At 59.9% G+C, this 26,010-nt stretch carries 22 protein-coding genes and 1 pseudogene; 6 read left to right on the top strand and 17 right to left on the bottom strand.

Going from position 1 to position 26,010, the window contains the following annotated elements:
* The coding region (locus AB8B33_RS38230) for a ParB/RepB/Spo0J family partition protein (RefSeq protein WP_439019399.1) at positions 1 to 1,178 on the bottom strand (1,178 nt) is incomplete at its 3' end.
* A 367-nt stretch (positions 1,179 to 1,545) separates the two neighbouring features.
* Between AB8B33_RS38230 and ligD the strand changes: the two genes are divergently transcribed.
* Positions 1,546 to 2,598 carry a non-homologous end-joining DNA ligase gene (gene ligD / locus AB8B33_RS38225; RefSeq protein ID WP_164565949.1) on the top strand — a complete coding sequence of 351 codons (1,053 nt, stop codon included), beginning with the start codon at positions 1,546 to 1,548 and terminating at the stop codon, positions 2,596 to 2,598.
* Positions 2,599 to 2,771: 173 nt separating this feature from the next.
* On the opposite strand, the gene AB8B33_RS38220 is transcribed toward ligD, so the two are convergent.
* From AB8B33_RS38220 to AB8B33_RS38200, 5 genes are all read right to left on the bottom strand, one after another.
* Positions 2,772 to 7,856: a helicase-related protein gene (locus tag AB8B33_RS38220; RefSeq protein ID WP_439019398.1), complete on the bottom strand. Its 5,085-nt coding sequence runs from the start codon at positions 7,854 to 7,856 to the stop codon at positions 2,772 to 2,774.
* Positions 7,857 to 7,948: 92 nt separating this feature from the next.
* Positions 7,949 to 8,554: a DUF1419 domain-containing protein gene (locus AB8B33_RS38215; RefSeq protein WP_164565947.1), complete on the bottom strand. Its 606-nt coding sequence runs from the start codon at positions 8,552 to 8,554 to the stop codon at positions 7,949 to 7,951.
* Positions 8,555 to 8,711: 157 nt separating this feature from the next.
* Positions 8,712 to 9,614 carry a DUF3991 and TOPRIM domain-containing protein gene (locus tag AB8B33_RS38210; protein ID WP_164565959.1) on the bottom strand — a complete coding sequence of 301 codons (903 nt, stop codon included), beginning with the start codon at positions 9,612 to 9,614 and terminating at the stop codon, positions 8,712 to 8,714.
* Positions 9,615 to 10,146: 532 nt separating this feature from the next.
* A complete protein-coding gene (locus tag AB8B33_RS38205) occupies positions 10,147 to 10,725 on the bottom strand; it encodes a hypothetical protein (protein ID WP_164565946.1) in 579 nt (192 codons plus the stop codon).
* An 81-nt stretch (positions 10,726 to 10,806) separates the two neighbouring features.
* A complete protein-coding gene (locus AB8B33_RS38200; RefSeq protein ID WP_164565945.1) occupies positions 10,807 to 11,265 on the bottom strand; it encodes a transposase in 459 nt (152 codons plus the stop codon).
* Positions 11,266 to 11,891: 626 nt separating this feature from the next.
* Here AB8B33_RS38200 and AB8B33_RS38195 point away from each other — a divergent pair.
* The 3 genes from AB8B33_RS38195 (at position 11,892) to AB8B33_RS38185 (ending at position 14,291) form a co-directional block, all read left to right on the top strand.
* Positions 11,892 to 12,668 carry a metallophosphoesterase family protein gene (locus AB8B33_RS38195; RefSeq protein ID WP_164565944.1) on the top strand — a complete coding sequence of 259 codons (777 nt, stop codon included), beginning with the start codon at positions 11,892 to 11,894 and terminating at the stop codon, positions 12,666 to 12,668.
* Positions 12,669 to 12,720: 52 nt separating this feature from the next.
* Positions 12,721 to 12,993, top strand: a complete 273-nt coding sequence (gene dut / locus AB8B33_RS38190) for a dUTP diphosphatase (protein ID WP_318035247.1) — start codon at positions 12,721 to 12,723, stop codon at positions 12,991 to 12,993.
* A gap of 296 nt (positions 12,994 to 13,289) precedes the next feature.
* On the top strand, positions 13,290 to 14,291 hold the full coding sequence (locus AB8B33_RS38185; RefSeq protein ID WP_164565942.1) for a restriction endonuclease: 1,002 nt from the start codon (positions 13,290 to 13,292) through the stop codon (positions 14,289 to 14,291).
* Here AB8B33_RS38185 and AB8B33_RS38180 read toward each other — a convergent pair.
* The 5 genes from AB8B33_RS38180 to AB8B33_RS38160 all read right to left on the bottom strand — a co-directional run bounded on the left by AB8B33_RS38180 (position 14,254) and on the right by AB8B33_RS38160 (position 18,827).
* The gene (locus AB8B33_RS38180; protein ID WP_439019397.1) at positions 14,254 to 15,990 is read right to left on the bottom strand and encodes a DEAD/DEAH box helicase; all 1,737 of its coding nucleotides are present in this window, start codon (positions 15,988 to 15,990) and stop codon (positions 14,254 to 14,256) included. The two genes, AB8B33_RS38185 and AB8B33_RS38180, sit on opposite strands and share 38 nt — an antisense overlap.
* Positions 15,990 to 16,433: a hypothetical protein gene (locus AB8B33_RS38175; RefSeq protein WP_439019396.1), complete on the bottom strand. Its 444-nt coding sequence runs from the start codon at positions 16,431 to 16,433 to the stop codon at positions 15,990 to 15,992. The genes AB8B33_RS38180 and AB8B33_RS38175 overlap by 1 nt, the downstream gene beginning before the upstream one ends.
* A gap of 2 nt (positions 16,434 to 16,435) precedes the next feature.
* The gene (locus tag AB8B33_RS38170; protein WP_164565939.1) at positions 16,436 to 17,023 is read right to left on the bottom strand and encodes a hypothetical protein; all 588 of its coding nucleotides are present in this window, start codon (positions 17,021 to 17,023) and stop codon (positions 16,436 to 16,438) included.
* 99 nt (positions 17,024 to 17,122) lie between these two features.
* Positions 17,123 to 17,494 (bottom strand): phospholipase D-like domain-containing protein, encoded by a 372-nt coding sequence (locus AB8B33_RS38165; RefSeq protein WP_439019395.1) that lies wholly within the window; start codon positions 17,492 to 17,494, stop codon positions 17,123 to 17,125.
* Between the two features lie 58 nt (positions 17,495 to 17,552).
* Positions 17,553 to 18,827: a phospholipase D-like domain-containing protein gene (locus tag AB8B33_RS38160; protein WP_164565937.1), complete on the bottom strand. Its 1,275-nt coding sequence runs from the start codon at positions 18,825 to 18,827 to the stop codon at positions 17,553 to 17,555.
* Between the two features lie 383 nt (positions 18,828 to 19,210).
* Between AB8B33_RS38160 and AB8B33_RS38155 the strand changes: the two genes are divergently transcribed.
* Entirely contained in the window at positions 19,211 to 19,456 is a 246-nt protein-coding gene (locus AB8B33_RS38155; protein WP_439019394.1) for a hypothetical protein, read from the top strand.
* 215 nt (positions 19,457 to 19,671) lie between these two features.
* Here AB8B33_RS38155 and AB8B33_RS38150 read toward each other — a convergent pair whose 3' ends face one another.
* From AB8B33_RS38150 to repA, 5 genes are all read right to left on the bottom strand, one after another.
* The gene (locus AB8B33_RS38150; protein WP_164565935.1) at positions 19,672 to 20,124 is read right to left on the bottom strand and encodes a hypothetical protein; all 453 of its coding nucleotides are present in this window, start codon (positions 20,122 to 20,124) and stop codon (positions 19,672 to 19,674) included.
* A gap of 3 nt (positions 20,125 to 20,127) precedes the next feature.
* Positions 20,128 to 20,487: a hypothetical protein gene (locus AB8B33_RS38145; RefSeq protein WP_246711336.1), complete on the bottom strand. Its 360-nt coding sequence runs from the start codon at positions 20,485 to 20,487 to the stop codon at positions 20,128 to 20,130.
* A 92-nt stretch (positions 20,488 to 20,579) separates the two neighbouring features.
* Positions 20,580 to 21,860 (bottom strand): plasmid replication protein RepC, encoded by a 1,281-nt coding sequence (repC, locus tag AB8B33_RS38140; RefSeq protein WP_164565934.1) that lies wholly within the window; start codon positions 21,858 to 21,860, stop codon positions 20,580 to 20,582.
* 198 nt (positions 21,861 to 22,058) lie between these two features.
* Entirely contained in the window at positions 22,059 to 23,060 is a 1,002-nt protein-coding gene (repB, locus tag AB8B33_RS38135) for a plasmid partitioning protein RepB (RefSeq protein ID WP_164565933.1), read from the bottom strand.
* Entirely contained in the window at positions 23,057 to 24,271 is a 1,215-nt protein-coding gene (gene repA / locus AB8B33_RS38130; RefSeq protein WP_164565932.1) for a plasmid partitioning protein RepA, read from the bottom strand. The genes repB and repA overlap by 4 nt, the downstream gene beginning before the upstream one ends.
* A gap of 788 nt (positions 24,272 to 25,059) precedes the next feature.
* Here repA and AB8B33_RS38125 point away from each other — a divergent pair.
* Complete coding sequence (locus AB8B33_RS38125; RefSeq protein WP_164565931.1) at positions 25,060 to 25,437, top strand: hypothetical protein; 378 nt, start codon at positions 25,060 to 25,062, stop codon at positions 25,435 to 25,437.
* Between the two features lie 8 nt (positions 25,438 to 25,445).
* On the opposite strand, the pseudogene AB8B33_RS38120 reads toward AB8B33_RS38125, so the two are convergent.
* Positions 25,446 to 25,828: pseudogene (locus AB8B33_RS38120) on the bottom strand (integrase); the annotation flags it as partial.
* Positions 25,829 to 26,010: the final 182 nt, after the last annotated feature.

Here is a 26,010-nt window from a genome sequence, read left to right as displayed (position 1 = left end):
TAGGGATTGTCGGATGCGCCGCTGGCAATCGTGACGTTCTGGCCGGTCAGGGCGAGAACCAGCAATGCCGTCAGCATATCATCCTCGATAGGAGCGCGCGCGAGCGCCTCGTGAAGGGCATCGGTTCTGAGATCGCCGATCATGTCGAGACCCTTCTGCGTGACGTCGGGGCGGGCCTTGGGTGTCTCGAGCTCATCGACGACCGTCTCGACGCCGTCGGCACCCTTGACGACCTTCGCCTTCTTGGCTTCCGGCAGGCGATAGGCGACCGACTGAACGGAACCGTCGCGGGCATTGATGTACCAGCCGGTGAGATCGCCCTTGCCGGGCTTGCCGTAGACCTGTTGCGCCTTGGCCGGCAGCTTGGCCTGACCGTATTCGTTGGCCTCGATGATCGCGCCGCGCTTGGGCAGGTTATTGGAGAGCCATTCCTGCTGGGCGCCGAGAAACGCCTCGACATCTGTCGTATAGCGGCCGTCCTCGTCAGCTGGAGCAAACAGATCCTCGACCCAGGTGATGCCATAGGCCTGAGCCAGATCGTCTCCAAAGCTCGCATGCTTGGCGAGCATCCGGGTTCTCGTGAGTGCCCGGGTGAGCTCCCACCAGGAGACCTGCGGATCCTGGTTCTTCGGCTTGTACTTCTTCCAGACCTCGGCCTGTTCGTCCTGGCTGGCGGCCGCGATAGTGCGCAGTTGCTGTTCGTTCGGCATATCGCCGCGCGCCATCTGGTCGAGCATGGCGGGCAGGATATTGGCGAGCAGCCGCAGCTTGCGGATCTGGCGGGCCGGGAGAGCCAGAGCAAGCGCGATCGACTCCTCGGTCCAGCCAAGAGCAACCAGGCGTTCGATCGCGCGCCATTGATCGACGGGGTTCAGCGGCTCACGGGCGATGTTTTCCGCGAACGACTGCATCGCGCCGACATCGTCGCCGGGATCGGCAACCAGGACCGGGATTTCTGCAAGCTCGGCGGCCACGGCCTGAGCGGCGCGACGGTGACCAAAGACGATGATGTAGCTGTTGCCGCCTTCTGGGTCGAGCTTGACGACTGGCGGCTGCACCACACCGACTGCCTTGATCGACGCGCAAAGCAGTGCATCGGACTGCGGAGAGGATTTCGACTGGCGCGCCCTGTCGGGATTGTCTTTCAGACTGCGCGGATCGACTGTCATCAGTTCCATGGGAAAGGTCCTTTGTCGGTTGCGGGCGGACGGGCTGTCCTTGCCCTCTCGTCTTCTTCTCGAAGACATCCCCCGGACCGCGGGACCGTCCTGCAGCTGCAACTGCGCCGGAGCGGACCTGGCTTGCGCGCAAGCGAGGCACACGTGCCTTGCGCGGCGAGCGGGCCCGGTCTGGCGACCGGAGCGATTGAGGGAACCGTCAGCCGCTGGCCGGTCCTGCGAACGGTGACCTATTTCTCTTGCCTTTCTTGCTCCCTCGTACTTCTCTTCCTCCGTGGGCCCTCCCTTCCTTGGCCCGACGGCCACCCCTCATCCGTCCACGAGGCCGGGTCATCTCATTTTAAGCAATTGCTGGTGAACTCGAGACATGTCAAAGCCGCCACGCAAGCCATCGCAACCTCTCTTGCGGGAAACCGAAGCGCCGATACGGTCGCGACCGCGCAAACCGCGCGATCCGGCACAGCCGCACCTTCCATTCGATCCGATGCCCGACCGGGTGGAGCCTTGCCTGGCACTCTTGAAGGCGAAACCACCGCGCGGGCGGGACTGGCTGTTCGAGGTCAAATGGGACGGCTACCGGGTGGCGGTCCATATCAGGCCGAACGATGTCCGGATCATCACCCGTGGCGGACACGATTGGACCGATCGGTTTCCGGCGATCGCGGCTGCGGCCCGCGCGATCGGCGTCGGCACGGCCATCCTTGATGGAGAAGCCGTGATTTTGGATGCGCAGGGCCGATCCGATTTCGGCGCCCTGCAGCGCTCGCTCGGCGGGCGGAGCGGCAAGAAAGCGTCTGCCGAGGCGATCCTTTATGCCTTCGACCTTCTGTATTTCGACGGTCACGACCTGACCGGAATGAAGCTGTCAGGGCGGCGGCATCTGCTCGAAGGTCTGATTGGCGAGAGCGAGGGGACGATCCGCGTTTCCGAGGTGGTCGAAGCCGATGGCCCGACACTTTTAGCGGCAGCCTGCGAGCATGGGCTGGAAGGCGTCATCGCCAAGCACCGCGACAGCACCTACCGCTCGGGCAGGCTCGGTGACTGGCTGAAAATCAAATGCGTTCAAAGCGATAGCTTTGTGATTGTTGGATACGAGCCATCGGCCTCGGCGCGCGGCGGGATCGGTAGCCTGTTGCTCGCGGCCTATCAGGGCGACGCGTTCGTCTATGTCGGCTCGGTCGGGACCGGCTTCAAAGAGAAAGATGCCGTTGAATTGCGCCGGATGCTGGACACGCTGAAAACCAGGCGCGCTCCGGTTCCGGTTCCGGTTGACAGGAAGGGTATCGTCTTCGTTCAACCGACATTAATCGCCGAGGTGGAATACCGGGCCTGGGCCGACGACGGCAAGCTGCGGCATGCCTCATATAAGGGCCTGCGCGAAGAGCAGGACAACGCGGCGATCTACAAAATCGGCGAATAGCGATCGCGAGTGCCAAAACGAAAGGGCGCTCGACCCTTTCGGGGAGCGCCCTTCCAACCCGGACAGTTTCAAACGCGCGGCGATCGCCGCAGCAGGGAACCATCGAAACGGGTGTTGGCCGATAGATGTGTATCGGCCATGCCCGTTTCAAGTGAAAGCAGATGTCCCGCCGTTCACGCGGCTTGGCGATCCTCCTCTGGCTCGTCGGTGGTTGCCGCCAGATCCCTTTCGATCTCCTCCAGCTGGCTCAACTTGAGTCCGAGCTCGGCTTCGAACGAGAAGCTTTCTCCCAGACGCGGCGTGTACGAAGCAAGACGGTGCCTTGCGTCAGCCAGACGATTACGGTTGCTCTCCAGCTCGTGTTCGAACCCATCCAGCGCGTGCTCGATCCTGGAGATGGCGCCAATCGGTGTTGTGGTGACGGCCAGATCGATCTCGTAGTCGCCCCCTGTGCGCTGAAGCAGGGTCTCATAACGGTAGCCATCCTTTCCGAACCGTTCGCCATGATATGCGAGATCGAAACCGCCGATTGAAGCAATGAGGACTTCACCCTCCTGCTGAAGCTGAACCAGCGTCAGGATCTCCTTCATCAGTGCGCGGCCGGCGAGCTTGCGTTCGTCGAATATGTCGTCTCCGACCTTCATGGTGAACGCGTCACCCGTGGTCGGGAGCAGACGCTCGATGTCCTTGCTCACATCCTCGATCCGCTGGCTGGAAAATTCGATATCCCGTTCGGCATCCCGGATCTGCCGACGGATTGCGTGCTGGTCGTCGATATGGGCGGCGCGCAACCGGTCGAGGCGGGCGATCTCGGCCTCCAGTCCGGCCTTCTGCATCAGACGCTGATCGCCTGACGCAATCGCCTTGGCCATGGCAAACTGGTTGGCCTGCCCCTCGCCCAGATCCTCCAGTCGCCGGACGCTGGTGTCGCCGGAAAGCGCCGCTGCGATGAACCGGGCCTTGCGTTCGTTATTCTGCCACATGGTGGCATCAAGGCTTCCAAGTGTCGCATAGGCGAACACATCGATCTCGTCATGCTGGTTGCCCTGACGGATGATCCGGCCTTCGCGCTGCTCGATCTGCGACGGGAGCCAGGGCACGTCGAGATGATGGAGCGCTTTCAGCCGCGCCTGGACGTTAACGCCGGTGCCCATGGTTTCGGACGATCCGATCAGGATGCGGACCTTGCCGGCATTGAAGTCGTTGAACAGCCGCTGCTTGGCATCAGACTTCTTGTAGTCCTGCATGAAGGCAACTTCAGATGCCGGCACGCCGAGACGCACGAGCTCGTCGCGGATCCAGCGGTAGGCGGAAAAACCGCGCGACGCCTCGACATTGATCGTGCCGAGATCGGAGAAGATCAACTGGCCGGCACCCGGCCGGTCGAACGGCTTGCCGTCCTTGCGGCGATACTCGGCCTCTCCCGTTTCCTGCCAGATCCGATAGGTGTTAGCGACGAGCGCATTCAGCTTGTTGGCTGTCTCATTGCCCATGGCTTGATCGACCAGGCGCAAGTCGATCGCAGCATGGCGGCCGTCGGTGATGACCGAGAGCAGAATATCGTCACCGGGCTTGGCCGGGCCATCGCGCATCTCGATCGCCTTGATCCGCGCGTCGAGATGTTTCTGGTAGGACTTGAAAGCCGGCGTCGGCTCGGCGGTGACGATCTGGCGCCGGCCGCCCGAGATCTCCGGCACCTTGACATAGGTCCTGAGATCCACCGGCAGCACGACGTCGGCGAAGGAGCGGAACATGGCGATCAGTTCCGGCACGTTGACGAACTGGCTGAACCGCGTGACCGGCTTGTACTTGCCGGACGGCTGCAGCTCGAGCTCAGTCGAGGTATCGCCAAAGGTCGAGGCCCAGGCGTCAAACTCGTGCAAACCGCGTTCTGACAGCGCTGCCGGATCCATCATCCGCTGCACCGAGAACATCTCGCCGAGCGTGTTGGTGATCGGTGTACCGGAGGCGAGTATCAGCGCCCTGCCTGGGTTCTTCGTCTCAATGAAGCGGGATTTGACGAACAGGTCCCAGGCGCGCTGCGAACCATTCGGATCGACGCCGCGCAGCGTTGACATGTTGGTGGCGAACGACAGCTTGCGGAACTCCTGCGCCTCGTCGACGATGATCTGGTCGATCCCGAGCTCGGAGATCGTCAGCAGATCGTCCTTACGCGTGGCAAGCGCTTCGAGCCGTTCCTTGTGGCCCTCCTTCATACGCTCGATGCGCTTGCGCGAGAGCCGGTCGTCACGCTCGACCTTGGTCAGCAGCTCCTCGTAAAGCTCCAGTTCGTCCTGGATCATCTGCGCCTCGAAGGCCGAGGGCACCGCGATGAAGCGGAACGCCGAGTGGGTGATGATGATGGCATCCCAGTTTGCGGTCGCAGCCCGCGACAGGAAGCGACGGCGCTTCTCCTTGACGAAATTGGTCTCGTCGGCGACCAGGATGCGGGCGTTCGGGTAGAGCGCCAGGAATTCGCGGGCGGCCTGCGCCAGGCAATGGCCGGGCACGACCAGCATTGCCTTGGCAATCAGTCCGAGCCGCCGCTGTTCCATGATGGCGGCGGCCATGGTCAGTGTCTTGCCGGCACCGACGGCATGGGCGAGATAAGTGGCGCCCGCTGCAACGATCCGCCAGATGCCCCGCTTCTGATGGCCATACAAGGAAAAGGCGCCAGAGGCGCCGGGGAGTTGCAGGTGATCGCCACTGAAGGATCGTGGCGCGATATTGTTGAACGTGTCGTTATAGACCCGTGCTAACCGGTCGGTGCGATCCGGATCGGACCAGATCCAGGATTGGAAGGCGGTCTTGATCTTGGCGAGCTTTTCCTTGGCGGCTTCCGTCTCCACCGTGTTCAGCACGCGGCGCTCGGTCTCGCCGTCCCGAACCGTGTCAAAGATCTGCGGCACGGACGAGTTGAGAGCGTCGGATAGAAGCTGTCCGGCATGGCGGCGATGCGTGCCCCATTCCGTGGTCCCGGCCGCCGACCATTCCAGCTGACGGCCATTGACGGTCCAGGTCGCAAGTTCCGGCAGATGGTGGATGGAGATATCGGCGTCCATGGTCTGTTTCACGAAGGCGACAACATCATTGGCCGGGATCCACGGCGCACCGAGGCGCGCGGTGATGTCGGAAGGCCTGAGATCGGCGGGCTGCACGCGCTCAAGTGCTGGGACGTTGCGCGCGAATGCGGGATCGAGGTCGGCGGCAGCGCGTGCAACAGTAAGCTTCGACCGGACAGCGCCGGACAGATAGGCGTCAGCCATGTGCCAGGAACCATCAGCGGGATCGCGGAAGATCGTCTCCCCAAGTTCACTGATAACATCCTCAACGTCACGATGTAGCAGCTCGGCGATATGATCGGGATCGACATGGCCCCGTTCGTTCAAAACGACGGCGAGCGCGTCCAATGCCGAGGTGATGACGGGTGCCGGCGGCGGCGCGATCACCCGTTCGGTAAAGATCGGCCCGGGCTTGGCGATATTGGTCTCAAGATCGTAGTCCTCGATCGAGGCCACCAGCCAGCAATCGGGGTCGTCGAGGAAAGGCGCAAGGTTCGGCCGGCGATGGACTTCCCTGATCTCACCGGTTTCCGGATCCTCCGACGTCGAGACCGTCGTGAAGTTGATCGGACCGAACTCGCGCACGAAGCTCGACCAGGCGATGCGCAAAGCAACCTGCGCCTTCTGCCAGGGCTGGTCGCGCTCCTGAAGCTTGAGAATGAGCCGGACCGCATCGCGGATCGGGATGAGTTTGCGGATGATCAACGCATGCTTTGCAAAGATGCCATCCGTACTCCGTCCTTTCCTGGCCGCGACCGGGGCAGCGACGCCCTCCACCACCTGCATCAAGGCCGTCGCCTTGCCAATGAAATAACTACCTTCGCGCACCTTTGGATCGTCGGGCCGCTCTGCCATCGCGTCCGCAACCTCATCCTCGAGTGCGAAATCGATTGTGGGCGGCTCGCCGTCATAGATGCCTGAAGGAAGGACTTCGATGGCAGCGTTCAGGATCGTTTCAAGATCATCACCTGTGGGCTGGCAGGTATAGGTCTCGCCGAAGGGACCTGACGTGAGCGCGTGGTGCCCTAACACCATGCCTGGATGATCGGCAAACCATTTGTTGATGCGGAGACTACCGCCCTCGCCTGCAGCCTGGACATCTGCGAGATCGAGCCAACTGCTGTCTCCTGCCTGCTCTTGCGTGCGGCGCTTGCGGAAGAACAGGATATCGACGACGACATCGGTGCCGGCGTCGGCGCGAAAGCTGCCCTCGGGTAGGCGAATTGCTCCGATGAGATCGGCCATGGCGGCGATGTATCCGCGGGCTCGCGCGTCGGCCTTGTCCATTGTGCCGGACGAGGTGACGAACGCGGCAATTCCGCCCGGCGTCAGCCGGTCGATGGCCTTGGCAATGAAATAGTCATGCAGTCGGAAACCGAGGGAGCGAAAAGCCGGATCGCTCTTCACTGTCCGATCCGAGAACGGCGGATTGCCGATCGCCAGATCGAAATGATCAGGCAGATCGGTTCGCGCGAAATCACCGGCGATGATCTTTGCCCCCGGCTGCAGCAGCCGGGCGATCCTGGATGTCACCGGATCGAACTCGACACCGGTGACATGGCTGACCTTAGAGATTGCGTCAGGCATCAGCGCCGGGAAAACGCCGACGCCGATCCCAGGCTCGAGCACCCGGCCGCCGGCAAATCCCAACCGAGCCAGCCCCGCCCAGATGGCGCGAACGATGAACTCCGGCGTGAAATGGGCATATTGGGTGCAGCGGGCCAGCGAGGCATAGTCGGCTTCTTCGACCGCCGACTGCAGATTGGCGCCGAGTTCCTCCCAGCCTTTGCGGAACGCCGCATCGCCCGGCCGACGGAACATGCCGCTGGCAAGCTCCGATGCACCAAAACCGGTGAAACGGATCAGTCTTTCCTGCTCGTGCGTCCGTGCCGGGCGATCCTGGCGCTCGATCTCTCGCGCTGTCAGGATCGCGGCGATATTGTCGGCGGCGCGCTCACGCCAGGACGCCGCCAGATTGCGGCTGCCATTGAGCCTGAAATCGATTTTTTCGCGCATCGGCGGTGGGGGCTTTGCTTGCGCTTCGACAACTGGAACCGGCGGGGTGGCAGGCGCCGGCTTTTCCACCGGATCGCTTTGGTCGAAGACAGCGTTCAACGCTGGCGCTCCAAGGTCGAAGCCCGAGGAAAGGGCAGTATTGCCGAAGAGATCGAGGGTGAAGGGATCGTCATGGGTCACGGGAAGTCCTTTCGTCAGATCGAGGCGCGGGCTCCGGCAGTGGGTGCTGCCCGGCCGGCGAAAAGGGATTGAGGGGGAGATGGCCGGGGCGCTTAGGCCGCGACAGCGTCGCTTAGGTGACGGATCTGAACGGGGAGCTTGGCGGCGACCTCGTCGTCATCAAGGTCATCGAGCCGCTTCCAGACCTTCGCCTGCGTGGCAGAAAACACCAGGACAAGACGCTGGCCAGCAAAACCGGGAACGAAACGCTGATCGCCATAGGCGCGAAAATCCGGCGCGGTGATGCTCCAGATATGGTCGAGTTTTTCGACCCGGCTCATCGCGCGGACCGGGCGCGATTGCCGCTCGACGATTGCGCTCCGCATCCGGTTGATCGCGCCGCTATCGCCAAGATCACAATAGCTATGAAACCAGCGGAACTGATCGTCGATCTTCAGGCTGAAGAAGACGCTCGTCACGCGTGCTGCCTGGAATTCGCGCATGGCAAAATGGTCGGCGCGCATCAAGAGCGGCGGAAGGATGTCGAACATGCGATCGTGGTCGGCCTCCGATATCTCGAACCATTCGCCGGCATAGAGCCTGCCGGAATGGCGCGCCTCATCGAAGGGCGCCTGGGCGTGCCGATTCATCATCGCGTAGAATTCGTGGCGGCTGGCCACACCTTCGAAGATCTTGCGGGTTTCGGGATGGCTGATCATAGCTTGCTCCTGAGGTTGCGGCCCGAAGAGCCTTGTCTCCGGACCTTTTGATCACTCCATCCGCGATCGCCGCCTGGCGAATTGCCGGGTCAGGGGCCGCGCCAGCGGGCGGAGACTTGCCCTTGACGCGGCAAACGCCCATGCGGCATGCCCTTCTTCATCCTTCCTCCCTGTCCCGTCTTTGCTGCAGTTCCTCGTTCCAGTCGGAAGCGTTCGGACGAAGCCGTTGAAACCCGCAGTCCTGGCCAGTCGAGATCTGCCGCAACCGGTCGGCATAGGCCTCGCCCTGGCTATTGCGGTCGGTCGCGGCCACCAGAAGATCGAGGTGACCGGCAAGCAAGATTACCGCGGCCTCGGTTGCCGGCGACCAGCCGCCGGCCGTGCTGACATAGAGCGTGTCGGCGCGGGATTGTTCGAGTGCTGAAAGGCTCAAGGCATCGATTGCCGCCTCGGCGACGCAAAGCCTTACCGCTGCCGGATTCCCGAACCGGAAAAGCGACTTTGCGCCCCCGGACGAAAATCCGCGCCAGGCTGGTCCTCTCTCTTCCCAGCCGCGGATTGTTCCCGCATCGTCCTGATGGGCGAACCAGGCGCTCGCCGACGGTCCCTGGCGGATCAGCCGGGCGTCGATTGCCAGTTGCAACTGATGGCGCGGGATGGCGCGCACCCGGGTCAGATAGTCGTGGGCGGCAGAGCCGGGACGAAGGACCGGGCGGGCCGACCATCGCTCGAAAATATCCGCCTCCCGCCGGCGTGATCGGCGCGGTCCCCAGGCAGGCTGTGCAGGCGCCATGCCGGCCAGGGCGCTGACCGCGGCAAGCGTTGCCTGGAAATGGCCGGGCTGCAGCCAGCCGACCAGTGCAAAGACATCGCCCTTGCGGTCTGAGAGAGGATCGAACCACCCTCTTCCCTCGTGAGTGACGATGATGATTTCGGCGCCCCGCCGATATTTGACGGCGCGGCGCGTGCTCTCCTTCAGATCGATTGCAAAACCGGCCTGCTCCAGTCCGACGGCGCAGGACGCCCGCGCGCGTAGCGCCTCTATGTCTCGTCTGTCCATCCTTCCCATCTTTCCCATCCTTTCCGCCCTTTTACTCTCAGGGCAGATCCCGCCAGCCGCGAAGACCGGCGGCGGCAAGGGCGCGTGCGTGGATCGACCAACGACGGAGATCGGGCGCGGCGAAGCCTCCCTTGCGGCAGACAGGTCGCGAGCGGCAACCTGAAGCGCTGGGATGGAAGCCTCCAAGGGAAGACCGGCCCAGGTTTGCGCATGTCCAATATCGCCGCCTGAGGGCAACGCAACGATTAGCGAACGGTCGTGCTCACAGGTTCAATAGGAAATCGCTCCAACTGCCGTCCAGGAGGGTTATGGTTCGTTGCAAATCGGCTAGCCGATATCGATGAGCACGATGTGAGTCGATCTCACTCCGATTGCGGGGGACTCGAAAGGGCCACCACAGGGTTCGGAAAGTGTTTTGGTCGTCCGAGGCATGCGGTCACTGAAGTTTGATCAAACGCCGACTGTTTGGCTGGCGGGAGAAGCACGGAGATCTCTCGCTGGAAAAGACGTTCATTCGAACAGATCTTTGGATTTATTCCGAGCCGAACCGCCTTAGCATCGATCTCAGCTTCTCGTTTTCCTGACGGAGCTTGATGATCACGAGCCTCTTCAGCCGACGGTTTTCTGCGTCGAGCGCAACAAGGTCTTCCTCGTCATCGCGCGGTTGCGAAAACTCAAAGCAACCGTCGGCAACAGTCTGCTGTTGGATGGGTGCGCGTTTGCCGCGGATTGAAGAACGGTTTGAACTCTTCGCGTCACTTTCAGTCCGACGATGATCGTGCGCTGCGGGCGCCGCAATTGCCGAAAGCTCTGGCGGAACGCCTTTTAGGGATACACCATTCCCGTCGCCCACGAGCGGACTAGCTGGAGCGTGAAGATGGTCCTCAACTGCAGCATGAGGCTCCTGCAAGGAGGCGATGGCTGCGACCGGAGCTGGATCGCTGACGGGGGCATCCGGATCGGACCGAACCGCATCAGGCAAAATGCCATCGGCCTCAATCTGCCGGGCAACGGCCTGCAGATCGAGACTACCCCAAATGGATGGAGATCTTGCTTGGGTTTGCCGCCGAGTCTTGTATTCGACAACGAAGTTGCGCTGTGGGGTTTTCATCGTTCGTCAGTTTCACATCGATTGCAGCAGCGCAGTGACCACTGCCCCGTTGATGGTGTCATCGCAAACATGAAACCCTGCCTAGCTGATCCCCAGCCGCTTGCGCAGTGCGGCGTTTTCGGCGCGAAGCTTTTCAGCAAGCAGCTTACGCAGCCGGCGATTTTCTTCCTCAAGCTGGGTAAATTCGGCGAGTTCATCGTCAAATGCGGCCGTGCTCGCGGGGACTTCAGCAATCGTCACAGCAACGGCTTTCTTCCACGTGTAGTAGGTCTGGTCGGATATCGACGCGGCATTCACAGCATCTTTCAATGTTGCGCCACCCGCAACGGCAGCTTCGATCTGCTTGATCTTGTCGCGCTTCTCGTCGTCACTCAAGCCGCGCGCCCTGGGCTTTGCCGTCTTTTCACTGACCGCGTCAGCCTTCCCCGCCACTGCTTTCTTGGAGCTTGACCGTTTGCCACGAGCGGCAGTCGCTGCCTGCACCGCTTCAGGCTTTGTTGCGGTGCTATCGGGGGGTGTAAGGACTTCTTTGTCAGCCATCGATGATCCTCATGTTGTTGCACGCGTTTTCGGTCAGGTCGGTGCAAGAGTCAATGTCGCCGCATCACAGACCCCTGATCAGCCTACGTCCGCTCAAGGATTGCGGCAGACCAGTCGCGAGCGGCACGAATTGGCGAGTACCCCTAAATTTTTAGGGTTGCTCATGATGCGAGGCCGCGCCGGCAATTCTTCCAGCTCGGAAAGAAGAGCGTACCAGGCAAAGGGCGCAGCGCGGCCGGAGCCAGTTCGCGCACCGCTTGACCGGTTAAAAGGGCAGCCGCAGGAGGTTTAGCATAGCGCCGCCCATCGGGCGGAAACCGGGATCGACTGGCCCCGGCAAGCGGTTCCGATCAAACTTTCCCGGATGCTCGTTCCTCAGGGACAAACACTGGCAGGCTGCTCTTCAGCGTCAGGGATGGACGCCCACAGGGGAAGACCGCAAGGGCTTCCGCTCCGCCGACAGCCCGGCCCGCAAGGGCGACGCACGGAACACTAGATGCGGCGCGAGAGCCGTCGTCACCAGCGCCGGCCGGTTTCTCCTCCAATCATTTGCTGGGAAGCCTCGATAATGTAGGCTCTCCGATGCGGTCAGTCGCGGGCAAAACATTAAGCGCCGGAGAGCATGAATGACCAGAATTCTCGCGTGCACAGACATCCATAACAACGTCAACGCAGTCCGGCAGCTAAGGGTGCGAGAAGGCAACGATTACGACGCGGTGATCGTCGCCGGAGATCTCGGAAGCGAGACCGCCGGCGAAATCTTTGAGCTGTTCCAGAGTTTCGAATGCCCGGTTCTCTACGTCTTCGGCAATTGGGATCACCGGCTCGGACACGACAGGCGTTTCGGTGAACGGTGCCACCATGTGCACCTTTCTGCGGTGCGGATCGGGGCGCTCAGCATTGTCGGCGAGACAATTGACGGCATCGATCCCGATTGGGAGACCTTGCGCCCCGAGATCGAGGCCGCAAACTCTGCCGGTATCCCTGCAGCCCGCCAGGCATTTCGCCAGCGGCAACGCGAAAGGCTCTCCGCGATCGTCGAGGCCGAGGGACCGGAGCGCACCATTGTCGTCAGCCACTATCGGCTCACGAAGACACAAAGATTCCTGCCGGGCGTTCCGCTTTTTCTGTTCGGGCATATCCACCGTTTCGAGGACAAGACCTTCCGCGGCCAGCGCTTCGTTAACGTCAGCGCCCTCGACAACAAGGTCATGGTCGTTCCGCGGGATCTTAGCCGGATCACGCGGAACGACTACCGCTATCTGAACGACGGCAGCTATGTCGTGATCACCCACGACCAAGACACCGGCTTTGCAATCGAGCCACGTCGGTTCGATCCCGATTTCTCGAACTGGAAGCGTATAGAGGGTATATTCCACAGCTCGGCCACCGAGGTGGAGTGACAACAAGAATTCTCCTGCCGTGAGGCAGCATTCAAGAGCGAGAGGTTCGTCAGTGAGCGAGTGTGTGCAGATCAGGCCGCGCTCGGGACTGGCAGCGAACCACGGCATCACCGTCCTGAATTCTCCTGCTACCATCGACAGCGATTACAGGGGCGAGATCAAGGTCATCCTCCACAACGCCTCCGATGCGCCGTTCCTCGTCAAGTCGGGTGACAGGGTCGCACAGATCGTCTTCGCTTCGGTGCTGCGCGCTCAATTCGATCAGACGGGCGGTTTGTCTCACTCGGTGAGGGCCGGTGACGGCTTCGGCAGCACGGGGCCCTAAAGCGCGTTTCGGCTGCCAGAGGAAGTCTAAACCGGGCGGCCCCGCTCCTGCGGGGCCAGTCTCGCTCGGTACGAGCCCAGCGGACGGTGATGGCCGGCGCAGGCGCGCCGTCGTCAATCCAGGCGAAACTTCCGTTGTCTGGCCCGAACTCGTCGGCGGTGGCGGCGAGCTCTTCTTCCGACAGGTGGTGGATCACCACCGTCGGCTGACCGAGCCGCGCCGATTTCAATTGACAAACGATCCGGGCCTGCAACCCTGAGGCGGGTTTCGTCGGAACAGTCTCCGGGGGGAATAGCGTGCGAAGTTACAGGATCGGACGTGCTCATCTCCCGATCGCGACCGGACAGGGTGCCGCGAAATTCGGCGGTCGCTGGAACCCCGTTGGCTCAGCCGTGATCTACACAGCTGACTCCGGTGCTACAGCGATGATGGAACTGTTCGCGGAACGGTCGCCGGACACGAGTCTGCCTCTGAGGATGGCAACCTTCGAGTATCCCGATACGGCGATCGACCAGATCGATCTAGCCAACACCGCACTCGACGATACCGCCGCTTCGCTGGCGATCGGCCAGAGATGGCTCGACGCTAACGCGAGCGCCGTCCTTAAAGTGCCGTCCCGCCGGGTGAACGGCGGATACCTCTATCTCATCAATCCTGCCCATCCCGATTTTCCGGCGTTCGAAATCGTCTCGGATGAACTGCTGTTTGAGGAAATGCCAACGCCGATCCTCAAGGCGGACCGATCCCTCGGCCTGATAGGTCTTCCGGGCGTCCAACTCGACAATTGGACCGGCCTTGTCGACCTCCAGGGTCGCCCGCTGACATCAGGTGGAAAGGCAAAAGCGCTCATTGAAGTTCAGGCTCTCGAAGGCGATCTTCTCGCCCGTCTGCGAGCGGATCCTCGGGAGTTGCTTCGTTTGTCGCCGCGCGAATTCGAACGTGCGATGGCCGCCTTCTACGAGGATCTCGGGTGGCAGGTCCAGCTGACACCCGAAAGAAAGGACGGTGGCAAGGACCTTATCATCGCTAAGGCCGACGAGGCGGGCACGCGGATGTGCTATGTCGAATGCAAGCGCTACGCTCTCCACAAACCTGTGAGCGTGGGTATAATCCGCGAGCTCTGGGGAGTCGTGGACAAGGATAACGCTACCTCCGGCATTGTCGCGGCGACTTCCTATTTTACCAAAGGCGCCCGAGCGGAAAGTCAGAGCGCGCGCATGGCACACCGCATGGCGCTCTACGATTACGACGCCCTGGTGGCTATGTTGAGGTCGACGATCGGCGGCGCGCGGCGGTAATCAGCTTTGATACCAGAGGGTCGCCTGCTTCCGCGACCGCCTCGATGACAACCGCCCTTGATGGAACATTGCCCAGGTCCGCGAGAGGAACAGTTCGAATGTCCTTGGAATGCGAGGTGCGCTCGAGTGCCGTGATCATCGTCGCCATCTTGGTCTGTTCGCCAGTCTCGGCGTAGAAGAGAATATAGGTGTTTTTCTTATCCCGCAGCGTGCTGCGGATACGGCTCACCTCTTGCCAGGTGACGTCCTCACGAGACTTTGGGCTATAAAACACGGCGAAGTCCGCTTCCGGCAGATCGAGGCCGCGTTTGCCGGTGTCACGTGTGATCAGCAACAACACGTTAGTGCCGGCGCGAAAGCGGGCAAGTGCGCGGTCATTGTCGGCTGGCGACTGGCTTCCGTTGACGACAACGATTGTCCGCCCCTCTGCTCTCAATTCCTCGGCAAAGCGATCGAGGATCCGGATATTGCGGAAGAAAATGACGCCGCTTTCGCAAGGGTGGCGATCCAGAATCCGGTAGAGCCCATCGGCTTTCCCACGCAGCTGCGCGTGCATGGGGATCACGTCGCCCTCCCGGGGCGGATCAATGATGCGGCGGACGGTTGCGGGAATGCGGCTCTCCAGTTCTCGATCCCAGCGAAACGTCTCCTCGAATTGCCAACCGGTATCGCGCGCCATGTCCTCGTAGAGAAAATCCGCCAGATGGCTCAACCATTGGAGCCGCCCAAGCAGACCGGACACATTGTCCGAGAACCTGCGAGGAAAGCCCGGCGACAGAGGCAACTGGCCCGAGCGGATCTGGCTGAGCCTCGGCAATACATAAACGGGATCGATCGGAAAGCCGAGCGCGCCTGAAATCCAGTTGAGCATGAGCCCAATTTCTTCGTCGATGGCCTCGTCCAGCGCGCGCACATCGGGATCATCGATTGCAACCGCGATGATCTCGGCATGTGGGATGAAGTCGACGTAGTACCGCTCTGGAATGGACACGTAGGCCGGCTCAAGACCCGCATCCAGGAAGCGGCGAAAGGCAGCCTGTGCCGTGGCGTCGACCTGCGTCTCGACATCGGCCGCAATGTCGACCTCGGCGAGTTCAGGCGTCGTCGCGCTGACGAGCAGGAGGCGGCAATGCTGCGGCAGCTGATCGAGGAGACCGTTCAGCGCGTCATGGAAATTCACCGCGACGTTTCGCGCGAGATATCTCAGTGTCAGGAAATGATCGAATTCGTCGACGATCACCAGACCAACCTGCGATGCGATTGCGTCATCGAGGGTTCCGTCGCCGAGCCGGTTGGAAAGGAATTCCGGCATTCCGAAGACGATGCGGGCGTAATCGAAGGAGGCACGCACGTGACGACCGTCCTCACGCGGGTTGGCGCCAACCAGCCGGATGGGGAAGGTTGGATTGAGCCAACGCGAGCGGTCGTGCAATTGGCTGAGCAGCGCGCGGCGCGGCGCGGTGAACAGGACACGGGAATCGGGCCGCTCGGTTAGAAAAAGGGCCGCCGCCATTCCGCAGATGACCGTCTTGCCGGTTCCTGTGGGCAGCGTAAGGACGGCATTGCGATCCTGCAAAAGCTCTTCGACGCTCTTGATGGCTGCCGTGCTCTGATATGAGCGGATCTGGTAGGCGTTGTTGATGGCGCCGCGTTTAAGGGCCTGCTGCAGATAGGTTTTGGCGCGTGAACGAAGCAGCATCAGCCGCCAGGGTTTACGGGAAACGCTTTCGCGATTTTCGCCTTCATCTCACGACCGACGCACCAGCCGTTGATGAGAAGAATAACTTGCAGCAGAAGAACGATGACGAAAAAACTGTTGAACACCCAGACAAAAATGCCTGGAAGGGCCACTTTTGCAGCGAGACGGATGTCGTTGAAGAAGTAGACGACCGCGCCCCCGAAGCAGAGAATGATGATAGTCATGACGAAGGGCTGCCAATTGTAGATCTCGACCATGGCATATCGGCATTCACGCCGTGCCGCGACCTCCTTCTCGTCCGAGCCGCTGTTGATCTCCCATTTCGTGCGCAGCCCCTGAAGTTTGGCCAGCCAGTTGCCGAGATGAACCGCAAACAGGCTGACAAGCAACCCGAAGAGGCTCATCAGCGAGCCGGACAGTGAGGTCAATGCGGTCGGCTCCATGGTCAAGCTCCAAGTTTCGCAAGAAGTAATGGAAAAAGCTGCGACGGGATGTCGACGGTCCGTCGTCCTGGCGAAACTGCCTTGTTGATGGGGGGCGGCAGGTTTGGCTGAGCGCGAAAAAGCTCTTCAAGAAGGACGGTGAGCTCGCGATAGCTGATATTGTCGAGGGAAACGGGCACGGGCTTCAACGCATCGCCATTCACGTTGTTCTTCTTTGCTTCCTCGAGCTTGCCGTTCAGCGCGACACGCAGGTTATCCCTGCCCTTCTTGCGCCAGATTGTCTGCTGCTTTTCGAGCAGGACGCGGGAGATATAGGCCGCCCTGCCGTAGGGAACGGAGAAGTTGTTGAAGATCCGCTCGGCCGAAGGTACGTCGTCCGGATAGAAGATCGGCAAGAGCGCCGTCAGCCACTCGGTGTGCTGCTCGGTTAGCGACTGATAGGCGGTGCGTCCGGACATCCAACCGAGAACCTGGTCCAGCGCGAAGTTCGCCAGCTGCTGGCGCTTTTCAGGATCAGCAGCAAGCTGTTCGCTGATGGACGCGGCGAGTGCCGCCATCCGCGCATCGTCAATATCGGCCTCGAATTTCACGTGGTGCCCTCGCCCCGAGCTGTGCAATTACAGATAGCATAGTGTCGCGCGCTTGCGAACGAAATTTACAAAGGGGAGGTGCCGCGAATAACGTTCGCATCAAGCCTCGGGAAGCCAGAACGCCAACATCCGTTTGGTTTCTCCGATATTCCGGCGTCGCTGCCAGTTGGGATCACGCGAGAGATACTGGAACGGATCGCGGTCTTCGCGCGCCGATTCCTCCAGATAGGCGCGCCAGCGATAGTGACTGTAGGTCTGCATCGCGTTGATGGCGTAGTGCATCGCAATCTTGCGGTGACCTCGAATGACGATGAAGTTCTCGTCGTTCTTGCTGCTCGCCGATTTCGAGAAATTGTGCGAACCGGTGACCACGATCGGATCGTCACCAAACGGGTCGATTATAAGAATTTTTGAATGGGTGATGGCGTGGCCGATTGCACTGCGGAACTGAGATGCAGTGCCCTCGACCACCCATTGTCCCACGGTTTTGCCGACGCCGGTGTCCTGTGCCGAATCGAGGAAATATTCCTCAGGATCCTGCTTCAGCAGCTTGAAGTGTTCGGCGCCAGTCGAGGTGAACTGGGTCGTGACCCCTCGCACGTATAAGCTTTTTCTCCGTCTGCATGTTCAACAGGGTCCTCACCGGTTCATTACCGGGCTGGAACATGATGAAGAACACACCCTGCTTTGCGCCCTTGACGAGCTCCACCAATTCCTTGGTGTCGATCTCGCCGTTCAGCCGCGAGAACCAGCTGTCGACCGTCGCCTCGCCCAGAGCGATACCTCGTTTCGGGTGATTGTTAGAGTCCAGCAGGTCCTCGGTTACGGTGTTGCCGGCCCCGACCAAGAGGGTAAACTGCGCCTCGTATCGGTCCGCGAGGTCCTTGTTCACCAGCATGATGCCGTTGTTGAGCTGGGTGCAGAGGCCGGTCGGCGTCCAGTTGGTGCTGCCGGTCCAGACCATCTCCGGCGCGAACAGTCCACCCGCACTGTGCCCAATGACGACAAATTTGTTATGGGCTAAGGCCTGAGGAGCCAGGAAGCGATCGTGCACGACGCAGCCGGCGCCTTTCAGGCGGGCGCGGGCGTCGGCATTTTCGTCCTCACCGTCTTCGTCGACGCTGCCGTTTGCCAGCACGATATGGGCGCGGTCGCCGATAACGACGAGGGCATCGACGAGTTCCTCATCGCTCAATTCGTAGAGGGCTGCATGCAATTCCATCTCGGGCGATTCTGCTACCTCGTCGATCATTGCCAGCATCGTTTCCCGCAGCGTACCGCCGAGAAAGTTGCGCGCTTCGCGATCGACATTCTCGCTGACGACCACCGCCGTCGCCTTGAGCTCTTCGAGAGTTATGCCTTTGCGCTGCATGTAGCGCGCCATGAATTGGGACAGGACATAACCACGGTTGAAGTGAACGCTGACGCCGTCGCCACAGTCGGCGCTGAGGGTCAGGGTCTCCGACCAGTCGCTCGACGGTCCGTCGATCAGTGAACCATTGTTATCCAGAACCCTGGCCACCACCCGGTAGGCGATCAACTCGCCGAGGTCGGCCGCGTGGTCCGTCCAGTCATAACGCTGAAATGGCCAGATCTGCGAGGAGCGTGACGTCAGGCGCTTTCCGTTGGCGTCAACCTCCGTGTCGTTCTCAAATCCGACTCGATTGGAAAGATATTTTGGATCATCATCGCCTCGGCGGCATTCGATGGCAAAGCCAATGCAACCCGGAATATCTTCGCTATGACGCCACACGAGATGAACATCATCCGCGTTCGAAAATACTTTTAACTTAATATCGGTCATTTGCGCCCCTCGGCTCTATCCGCAAAGTATGCGTGCAACTCCTGACAGTATAATGACATATTACTCGCCCGAGCAAACTGGCGGTGAGAACTGACCAATACCTTGCTGCAAACGTTCTGAAAGGAACATGCAGCTCTATGTGGTCAAACGGGATAGCATGGCTTCTATCGGACTGTAGTTGTGATTTTCGGCCGTTCTTCCTCACTGGAGTAGACGCATCAAACGATCGCTGCCGTACAGACAGCCGCCTGTGCTTGAAGGACTGCGCCAGCTTGCCAGAATTGCCTAAAGGTCCCTAGCCTGGACCAAACGCGGCAAAAAACCGCAAATACGGCGTTGCCTCCCCCTAATGGAGTGTCGGTGCTTCCGCCGCTGGTTGCTTCTTGGCGACCCACAAATCGTTGGTTCTCTCCATACTCATCATTTCGGCGGGAAACTTGCGTTTCTGGATGCTTTATCTCGACGAGCATGGTCGAAGCACACAGGGCGCGCCGGTCCAAGCGTTCTGCTTCGTGAGTACGAAAGAGAAGGGTCGCAAGGAAGAAGGCCTGCATTTTCTGCGCGTGAGCATGAAGAACTATCGCGCCTTCCTGCAGCTTTGGGCAAAATGGCTTCAAGATGAACGATGACGGCTAGTTTTCGTCACCGTACGATCGGCCGGGAAAGTCCGTTTGAAACGGACAATTTTTCGTACTTATAAAGTCTTCTTGCCGTAAGCGGATATCGTGTTGACGACCGCCGATTCCACTAGAGATGTCTTGAGGTGAGGCACGATGAACGGCCGCGCGTTTCAAATCGACGCACCGGAAGCCGGCGGGACCGCTCCAGCTCCGGGAAAACGGCCCTATCTTTTTTTCTGGAGCAGAACCCATACTGCGAACGCCTTGCGATCCGATCGCGGCGTCGATGCAAGATCTCTAATTGCCTGCTCACAGTTGTCGATCAGAACAAGGACTTCGGCCCGGACATAACGCGCAAGCGGGTCGTAATCGGCGCGGTGACGTTCTTCCTGCAGGATGACAAACGTATCGGCGAACGAGACGACGCTGCCCGGGAAGCCGCGGCTTGCCGCTGCTTTGCAGGAGTTTTTCGCGACACCGTGCTCGAGTGCTTGCGCCCATGCTGGTTCGCTGCGCGTTTCGCCCGTACCCACGAGCAGATCGGCGCAATCGCGAGCAAGCGCATGAAACAGCGCATAGTAAGCTGTACTGACGCCGCGTTTCAGGTCGGACCGGCGTGGACGCTTCGGGCTGGCCTTCGCGAGCCGCCGAGCGGTGGCGATCAAATCATGCGACACGGGTTAGCTTGCGATCTTCTGCTGTTCGTCGAAATGATGCCGAATATGCGGAAACCGCGTCTCTCCAAGGGCGCTCAACGCCTTTCGCACCTCGGTCGAAAGACCGTAAGTGAGTTTCGAACTGATTGGCTTGTCCGAATATGCATACTTCACGTCGACGAGCAGGATGGGATCGCCATCGCTGTCTCGATCGGCCCGAATGTCGGCGCCAGAAAACCCTGCCTGGCCGAGGCGGTCACGGAGGACCTTCTCAACGGCCGACTTGGTGGAGTTTGATATGGTCTGTTCGTCGCTCATGTTTGCAATATAGAGGATTCTGACCAGGACCGCCACTCCCGCAGAGACGAGGGCGAGCATATACATAGCGCTGCTGGATCCACGATTCTCACATTCAAATGCTAACGGTCGCCAGAACAGCCGCATTCTCACGACTAACCGCCAGGCCACACCAGAACCTAAGCCCTGCGTCGTTGCGGCACACCGTTCGCTCGCACAAGCGCCATCAACATCGGACCAAGGCTGAACTCGCCGCGCTGGGCTCGGCTCGTCAGATTGCGCAGATAGCCGCCGGCGGAGTTGATGTGCCCTCCCCTCTCAAGGATGCAGGCCATCACCGTGGCCGCATTCTCCGGGCCCATCGCCATGCATGCCTCTTGATACGCCGAGGGACTGACGCCAAGCATGGAGCGAACGACGACCGCTGCCGACAACAGATCGCGCCAACTCGAAACGACACCCCCGGTCGCGTAATCGGAAATTTGCGGGCATGCCTGAAGCACGAGGCCCAGCGGGAACGACCGAAGATCAGGCGCTATGCCCATTCCATCCCTTTCGGCTTTCTGCCGACCTGTCGATTGGTCGTCGTCTCGCGGTTCGGCACCCCGCTGACTGTTTTGCGCCGGCTTTGTGCCCTGCTTCGTTTCGAAGCCTGGTTCAGACTCATAGATAGAGTCGGGTTTTGAATTCTGTATATGCCGCTCAGTTTGAATGGCATTGCCGCTTTGATTTTTCGTTTTGACATGCGTTTCCAGCGTGTTGAGGATTTCCTCGCGCAAGAGACCCAGTTCGTCGAGGACATCCTCAACCTGGGCAGCGTTCGGAATCCGTGGCAGCCGCGCAAGTACGGACTTCAAAACCGCGATCATTCCCATCCAATCACCGTTAATCTCTTCTTCGATGGCCGTCTCGATCATCTTGGTGATATCGCGCCGGCACACGGTCAATCGCTCGCGTAAACGCTGCAAATGCAGTCGCTCTGCGATAACATCGGCCGCAAGACGCTCGATCTCTGCCGCCCGGGCAAGCAAGGGCGCCAACGAGAAGCCGAATGCCTCGGCAATCTCCCCGCCGCGGCCCTTTTGGGCATAACGCTTGCCGTTAGCGCTATCCTTGCGCACCAGCAGTCCCGCTTCGATCAACGCGGCGAGATGTCGGCGAATTGTCTGTTCCGCCATCCCATGAGCTCTTATCGACAGCTGCGCGTTGGACGGAAAAACGATTAGGCCATTGTCTTCCGCGAGCTCGCTGTGCGGATAGAAACTGAGAAGCGCATTTAGAACCGCCAGGGCCCGATCGTTCACACCGAGCAACGGTCTTGCTTCGCACAGCAAGCGATAAAGCTTCCATTTCTCGGCCGATGCACCTGGTTCAATCTCGCGCGACGCCATCTGGCTTGCAAGCATCCCAAGCGACATCGACCGCCGCCCAAAGGGCGTCGTGATTTGTCCACTTTCCATCTTCTTTCACCTTTCATCAGGCAAAAGAAATCCGCTCACCAAAACGGTGCCAAAGACTCTTGACGGGGATTCGTGAAAATGCGATTCTCATTCTTGCTTAGGGAATTGAGAGAGGCTTCCACGACGGAAACGTTCTGGTGGCCTTTTTCTTTTTGCGCTGCTGCTCCTTTGCTAGCTTAACTATGTTCTGACCGTGCCCTAGTTGGACTGGCCGGCTTGATGTTCATATTCGCGCATCAACTCCGGCATGCGTCCTGCCAGCCAGCGTGCGAAAGCGTCTTCCGCTTTGGGAATGGTGACGGTCGTCCCCGAAGCCGAACTTTTCATGCGACCGAAATGCCGTCCCGCGAGGGCAAAATCGACGGTTTCGATTGGCTTCACACTTTGGCGCGCCGGCGCTCCGGTGGCGGCACTGACGGCGAGCGCGATACGGCCGACGCCGTCTGCCTTGCGAAACTCGCTCGTTTGAAGCACTTCGCGGACCGCACCGATTTTGCTCTCATCCTTTAGAAGATCTGCGAATGCCGTCCACTTCGGCCGCCCGACCGCTTTTGCGCGACCGATTGCGAAGATGATGTCGCTCGGCACGACCGACGTCACCCGAAAAAGATGCGAGACGGCAGCTTCGGACAGGCCGAGAATTGGGCAGATGGCCCGATGGGAGAACCCTGCGTCTTTCAGCTGGACTGCCCACATTGCTTGCTCGATCCAGGTGAGATTTTCCCGGATGCCATTCTCAACTGACTGTTCCTCAATGAGCTGCCGGTCCGTCAGATCGCGCACATAGGCTTTGATCTTGACCGTCTCAGGCCGCTCCGCCTCCGCCATCATCGACTTGATCGCATTGAGACGGCGATGCCCATAGACAAGCTGATAGTGATCGCGCTTCGTGGGATGAGGCCGCACGAGAACGGGAATCTTCTGGCCCTCAGACGCGATTGAGGTTTTCAGCGCCTCGAGCTCTGCTTCGGCCTCTTCGTCGTTGTCGAAACGGTCCCGGTAGGGCGACCGCTCGACCTTTGCGGGATCGAGCGAAACGATCGTATCCTCGCCTAGATGCACGAGTGCTTTCCCGACATTCGAAATGACCGGCGAAGAATGACGCCGTGCGGAAACGGGTTTGTCCGCGTCTTCCGCCTCGGACACATCCGCCCTGTTTTCGGCCTCCTCGGCCATCCGACGAAGGATGCTTTTCTTCATGCGCTGCGCCCCCAGACCTTATGGGCCAATCCCAGGATCTCGAAGTTAACGCGGTCTGCACTTTCGACCGCGCGCTTCAAAGCTTCCCTCCCGACCTCCCCTGCTTCGAGCTCGTAGAGGCTCTTTTTTGCAACGGCTGCCCCAGCTATAGCCGTCGATTCGAGAGCTTCGGCGACGAGGACGTCATCACCGAAGAGCCTGCGCATGACGCCTGCCATATACTTCTGCGGCCCGTCGTTCGGGTTCACCCTGGTCAAAAGGAAACGGAAAAAGTCATGCTCGAACTTCGCACCAAATTGCGCGAGTACGTCAGAGAGATCTGAGATCATGATAAGAAACTGATTACACGAAGCGACATCGAGCATTGCCGGATGAACGGTGACAATGAGCGACGTTGCGGCATAGAGCGCAGCAAGCGTCAAGTAGCCGAGCGAGGGAGGAGTATCAAGGATGACGAAGTCATAACGATCATCGACACTCGCAATCGCAGTACTTAACCGCTCGAAGAACAGACCCAGGTCGTCTCGAGTCTTCGACGTCAGATAGGTGGGGGTATCAAACTCGAAATCCATGAGCTCTAGGTTTCCCGGAACCAAGTCGACACCGGGAAAATAGGTCGGCCGGATTACATCCGCGAACGGGCGCCGCTCATTGTCATATCGGATCGCTGCATAGGCGGTCTCGTTATCACCAAGGTCGAATTCCGGCTGAAGACCAAAGAGTGCGGTCATCGACGCCTGCGGGTCGAGATCCATACACAAAACCCGGTAGCCCTGCAGTCCTAGAAAATGTGAAAGGTGGATCGATGTCGTCGTCTTCGAGCTTCCACCCTTGAAGTTGACGGTCGCGATCACCTGCAGCTTCTCGCCATTGCGACGGACAGGTAGGAGTTCGCCGGCTTCGTCCGGGCGCATGGACGCCAGAAACGTTCTCAATTCCTTGACCTGCTCCACCGTATAGGTGCGTCGATTATTCTCGGCCCTCTCTGGTACTGGTCCTTTACCTTCGATCGTCAACTGGCGGAGCGTACTTTCCGGAACCGCCAAGAGGCGGGCCAGATCCATTGTTGAAAATGTTTTGGCAAATGTCTTGCGGGCTTCCGGCGGATAGACAGCTTCGCGCATGTCGCGCAGCTCGGCAGAAAGCTTCGCCGTGTAGGAGTCAATCTTCGACGCGGTGTCCCTGACGTTTTTAGATGCTACTTGCGGCATCCATTCCTCTTGACGGTTATGAGCTCTTTACGGGGCAATTTCCGTCGAGGGTGCCAGAGGCCATCCGATTCCACAAGGCATTTTTAGTTAATGAAATCTTAACGCCCATGAATCTGAAGGGCGGGTGACGACCTAAATGCCCATGCGGAGATTCAAAAACTTTACAGTTGTAAAGTTTCCGAATCCACATCCTCCCGGCAGAAAACTTTACAGTTGTAAAGCCCGAACACATCCGGAACCCTGCACGATCGATATCGTCGTGAAGCCGCCGATGACCGTGGATGACCCGATTCGTGCCTCCAATACAAGGGCATGGATTGCCCCTCCCTGGCCAATCCACCACATAGGCGACATCGATGCGCGATCAGCGACTGGATCTCAGAGCGAGCTGTAACGGCGCTCAAGCAATGCTGGCGCCCTTGCGGCCTACCGGTTGGAGTTTCGACTACTGACTCTCCCGACTGAACAACGACGGTTCGAGCGTCGAAGTCGCCACGTTGATCTGCGGTCAGCTTCGTTGCGGAATGAAGTGGGCGCAGGCCCTCCATTGGGCATTTAGGCTCAGTCTCCCTTTTTGCGGATAGTTTGGATTTCCTTGGGAACGCGCCGGTCAGTACGCTGATTGTGATCGGGGTCCGCTTCTGCCACAGCCGATTACATCGGGCCCTAACTCCAGCGCTCAATGAACGGCAGCGAAACGCAACATTCACAGCCTGTTCAGCGCGCTAATGTCATCAAGTAACCAGAACGAGCCTTACCTCCCAACACAGGCTCTTATGGAGTAGGCGATGAAAAAGATCATTCTCTCGACACTTGCCACATTGGTCGCGACCGGCAGCATCTTCGCTTCCTATGGCTCCGCGAGCGCACACGACTATCGCGGTCACCGCCACGGCGACAGGGGCGCAGCCATCGTTGGTGGGCTGGCGGCAGGGGTCATTGGTGGCCTAGTTGCTGGTGCTCTCATCAACGACAGGCATCGTCCGCAATACGACGATGGAGCAAGCTATGGCTACAGCAACGGCCCGCGTTACGAAGGTCGTGTCGGTTATCGCGACTATGGTGACTCAGGTTACCGCTACCGCAGTGGTCCGCGTTATGAGGATGACTCCGGCTATCGCGATTTCGACGGCTCGGGCTATCGTTATGACAGTGGTTGGCGTTGATGCGAGCTAGTGCGTTGCCCATGCGGGCCGTCGACTCTGAGCAGCCCCTTGGCGCGCAGTTCCGTCTCTACGTCGGCCGGCATGCCATGGTTGGGGTCCTCGGCTCTCTCGACCGGATCCCAGAGATGATGGGCGACAAATTTCAACAACAGCGCTTCGGGCGCCGGCCAGGGCAGCGCTCGTCCGGTGGCTGCCATGCCCAGGCTTCGAGATAGGCCAGATCCGAGGTCAGCGCCCTGAGCGTGTTGTCGCCCATGCCCCGGTTGACGAGATGGCGCAGCGTCTCGACATCCTGGTCGGTCAGGAGCTCGGCAAGCTCGTCGCGGCGCTCCAGCGGCAGCACGGCGGCGATCGTGTCGAGTTCTTCGGCCCGGCGCTCGACAGCGGTCAGTTATGTCTTCGGTTTGGCCACGGTGGCTCCAAAAGGACGATTCAGGCGGCTTCTGATACCGTGATTTGCGCCGATTCTTTCTGTCTCGATCGGCCTTGTTCAGCGAAATCAATTTCGTTGTAGTGATAGCTGTTCCAGCCTTCCAAGATCAGCGGAATCGTCTGACCTGGCCGGAATGCGCC

It is taken from the genome of Rhizobium sp. 768_B6_N1_8 (assembly GCF_051811225.1).
Lineage (GTDB): Bacteria > Pseudomonadota > Alphaproteobacteria > Rhizobiales > Rhizobiaceae > Rhizobium.
This window is presented reverse-complemented; position numbering and strand designations above follow the sequence as displayed.

What these genes read in the sequence shown, in the direction of transcription:
- AB8B33_RS38195 (WP_164565944.1), top strand. Translation starts at nt 11,892, where the DNA reads ATGACCAGAATTCTCGCGTGCACAGACATCCATAACAACGTCAACGCA.
- AB8B33_RS38200 (WP_164565945.1), bottom strand. Translation starts at nt 11,265, where the DNA reads ATGGCTGACAAAGAAGTCCTTACACCCCCCGATAGCACCGCAACAAAG.
- repC (WP_164565934.1), bottom strand. Translation starts at nt 21,860, where the DNA reads ATGGAAAGTGGACAAATCACGACGCCCTTTGGGCGGCGGTCGATGTCG.
- repA (WP_164565932.1), bottom strand. Translation starts at nt 24,271, where the DNA reads ATGCCGCAAGTAGCATCTAAAAACGTCAGGGACACCGCGTCGAAGATT.
- AB8B33_RS38125 (WP_164565931.1), top strand. Translation starts at nt 25,060, where the DNA reads ATGAAAAAGATCATTCTCTCGACACTTGCCACATTGGTCGCGACCGGC.
- AB8B33_RS38145 (WP_246711336.1), bottom strand. Translation starts at nt 20,487, where the DNA reads ATGTATATGCTCGCCCTCGTCTCTGCGGGAGTGGCGGTCCTGGTCAGA.
- AB8B33_RS38175 (WP_439019396.1), bottom strand. Translation starts at nt 16,433, where the DNA reads ATGGAGCCGACCGCATTGACCTCACTGTCCGGCTCGCTGATGAGCCTC.
- AB8B33_RS38180 (WP_439019397.1), bottom strand. Translation starts at nt 15,990, where the DNA reads ATGCTGCTTCGTTCACGCGCCAAAACCTATCTGCAGCAGGCCCTTAAA.
- repB (WP_164565933.1), bottom strand. Translation starts at nt 23,060, where the DNA reads ATGAAGAAAAGCATCCTTCGTCGGATGGCCGAGGAGGCCGAAAACAGG.
- AB8B33_RS38160 (WP_164565937.1), bottom strand. Translation starts at nt 18,827, where the DNA reads ATGACCGATATTAAGTTAAAAGTATTTTCGAACGCGGATGATGTTCAT.
- AB8B33_RS38215 (WP_164565947.1), bottom strand. Translation starts at nt 8,554, where the DNA reads ATGATCAGCCATCCCGAAACCCGCAAGATCTTCGAAGGTGTGGCCAGC.
- AB8B33_RS38210 (WP_164565959.1), bottom strand. Translation starts at nt 9,614, where the DNA reads ATGGACAGACGAGACATAGAGGCGCTACGCGCGCGGGCGTCCTGCGCC.
- ligD (WP_164565949.1), top strand. Translation starts at nt 1,546, where the DNA reads ATGTCAAAGCCGCCACGCAAGCCATCGCAACCTCTCTTGCGGGAAACC.
- AB8B33_RS38205 (WP_164565946.1), bottom strand. Translation starts at nt 10,725, where the DNA reads ATGAAAACCCCACAGCGCAACTTCGTTGTCGAATACAAGACTCGGCGG.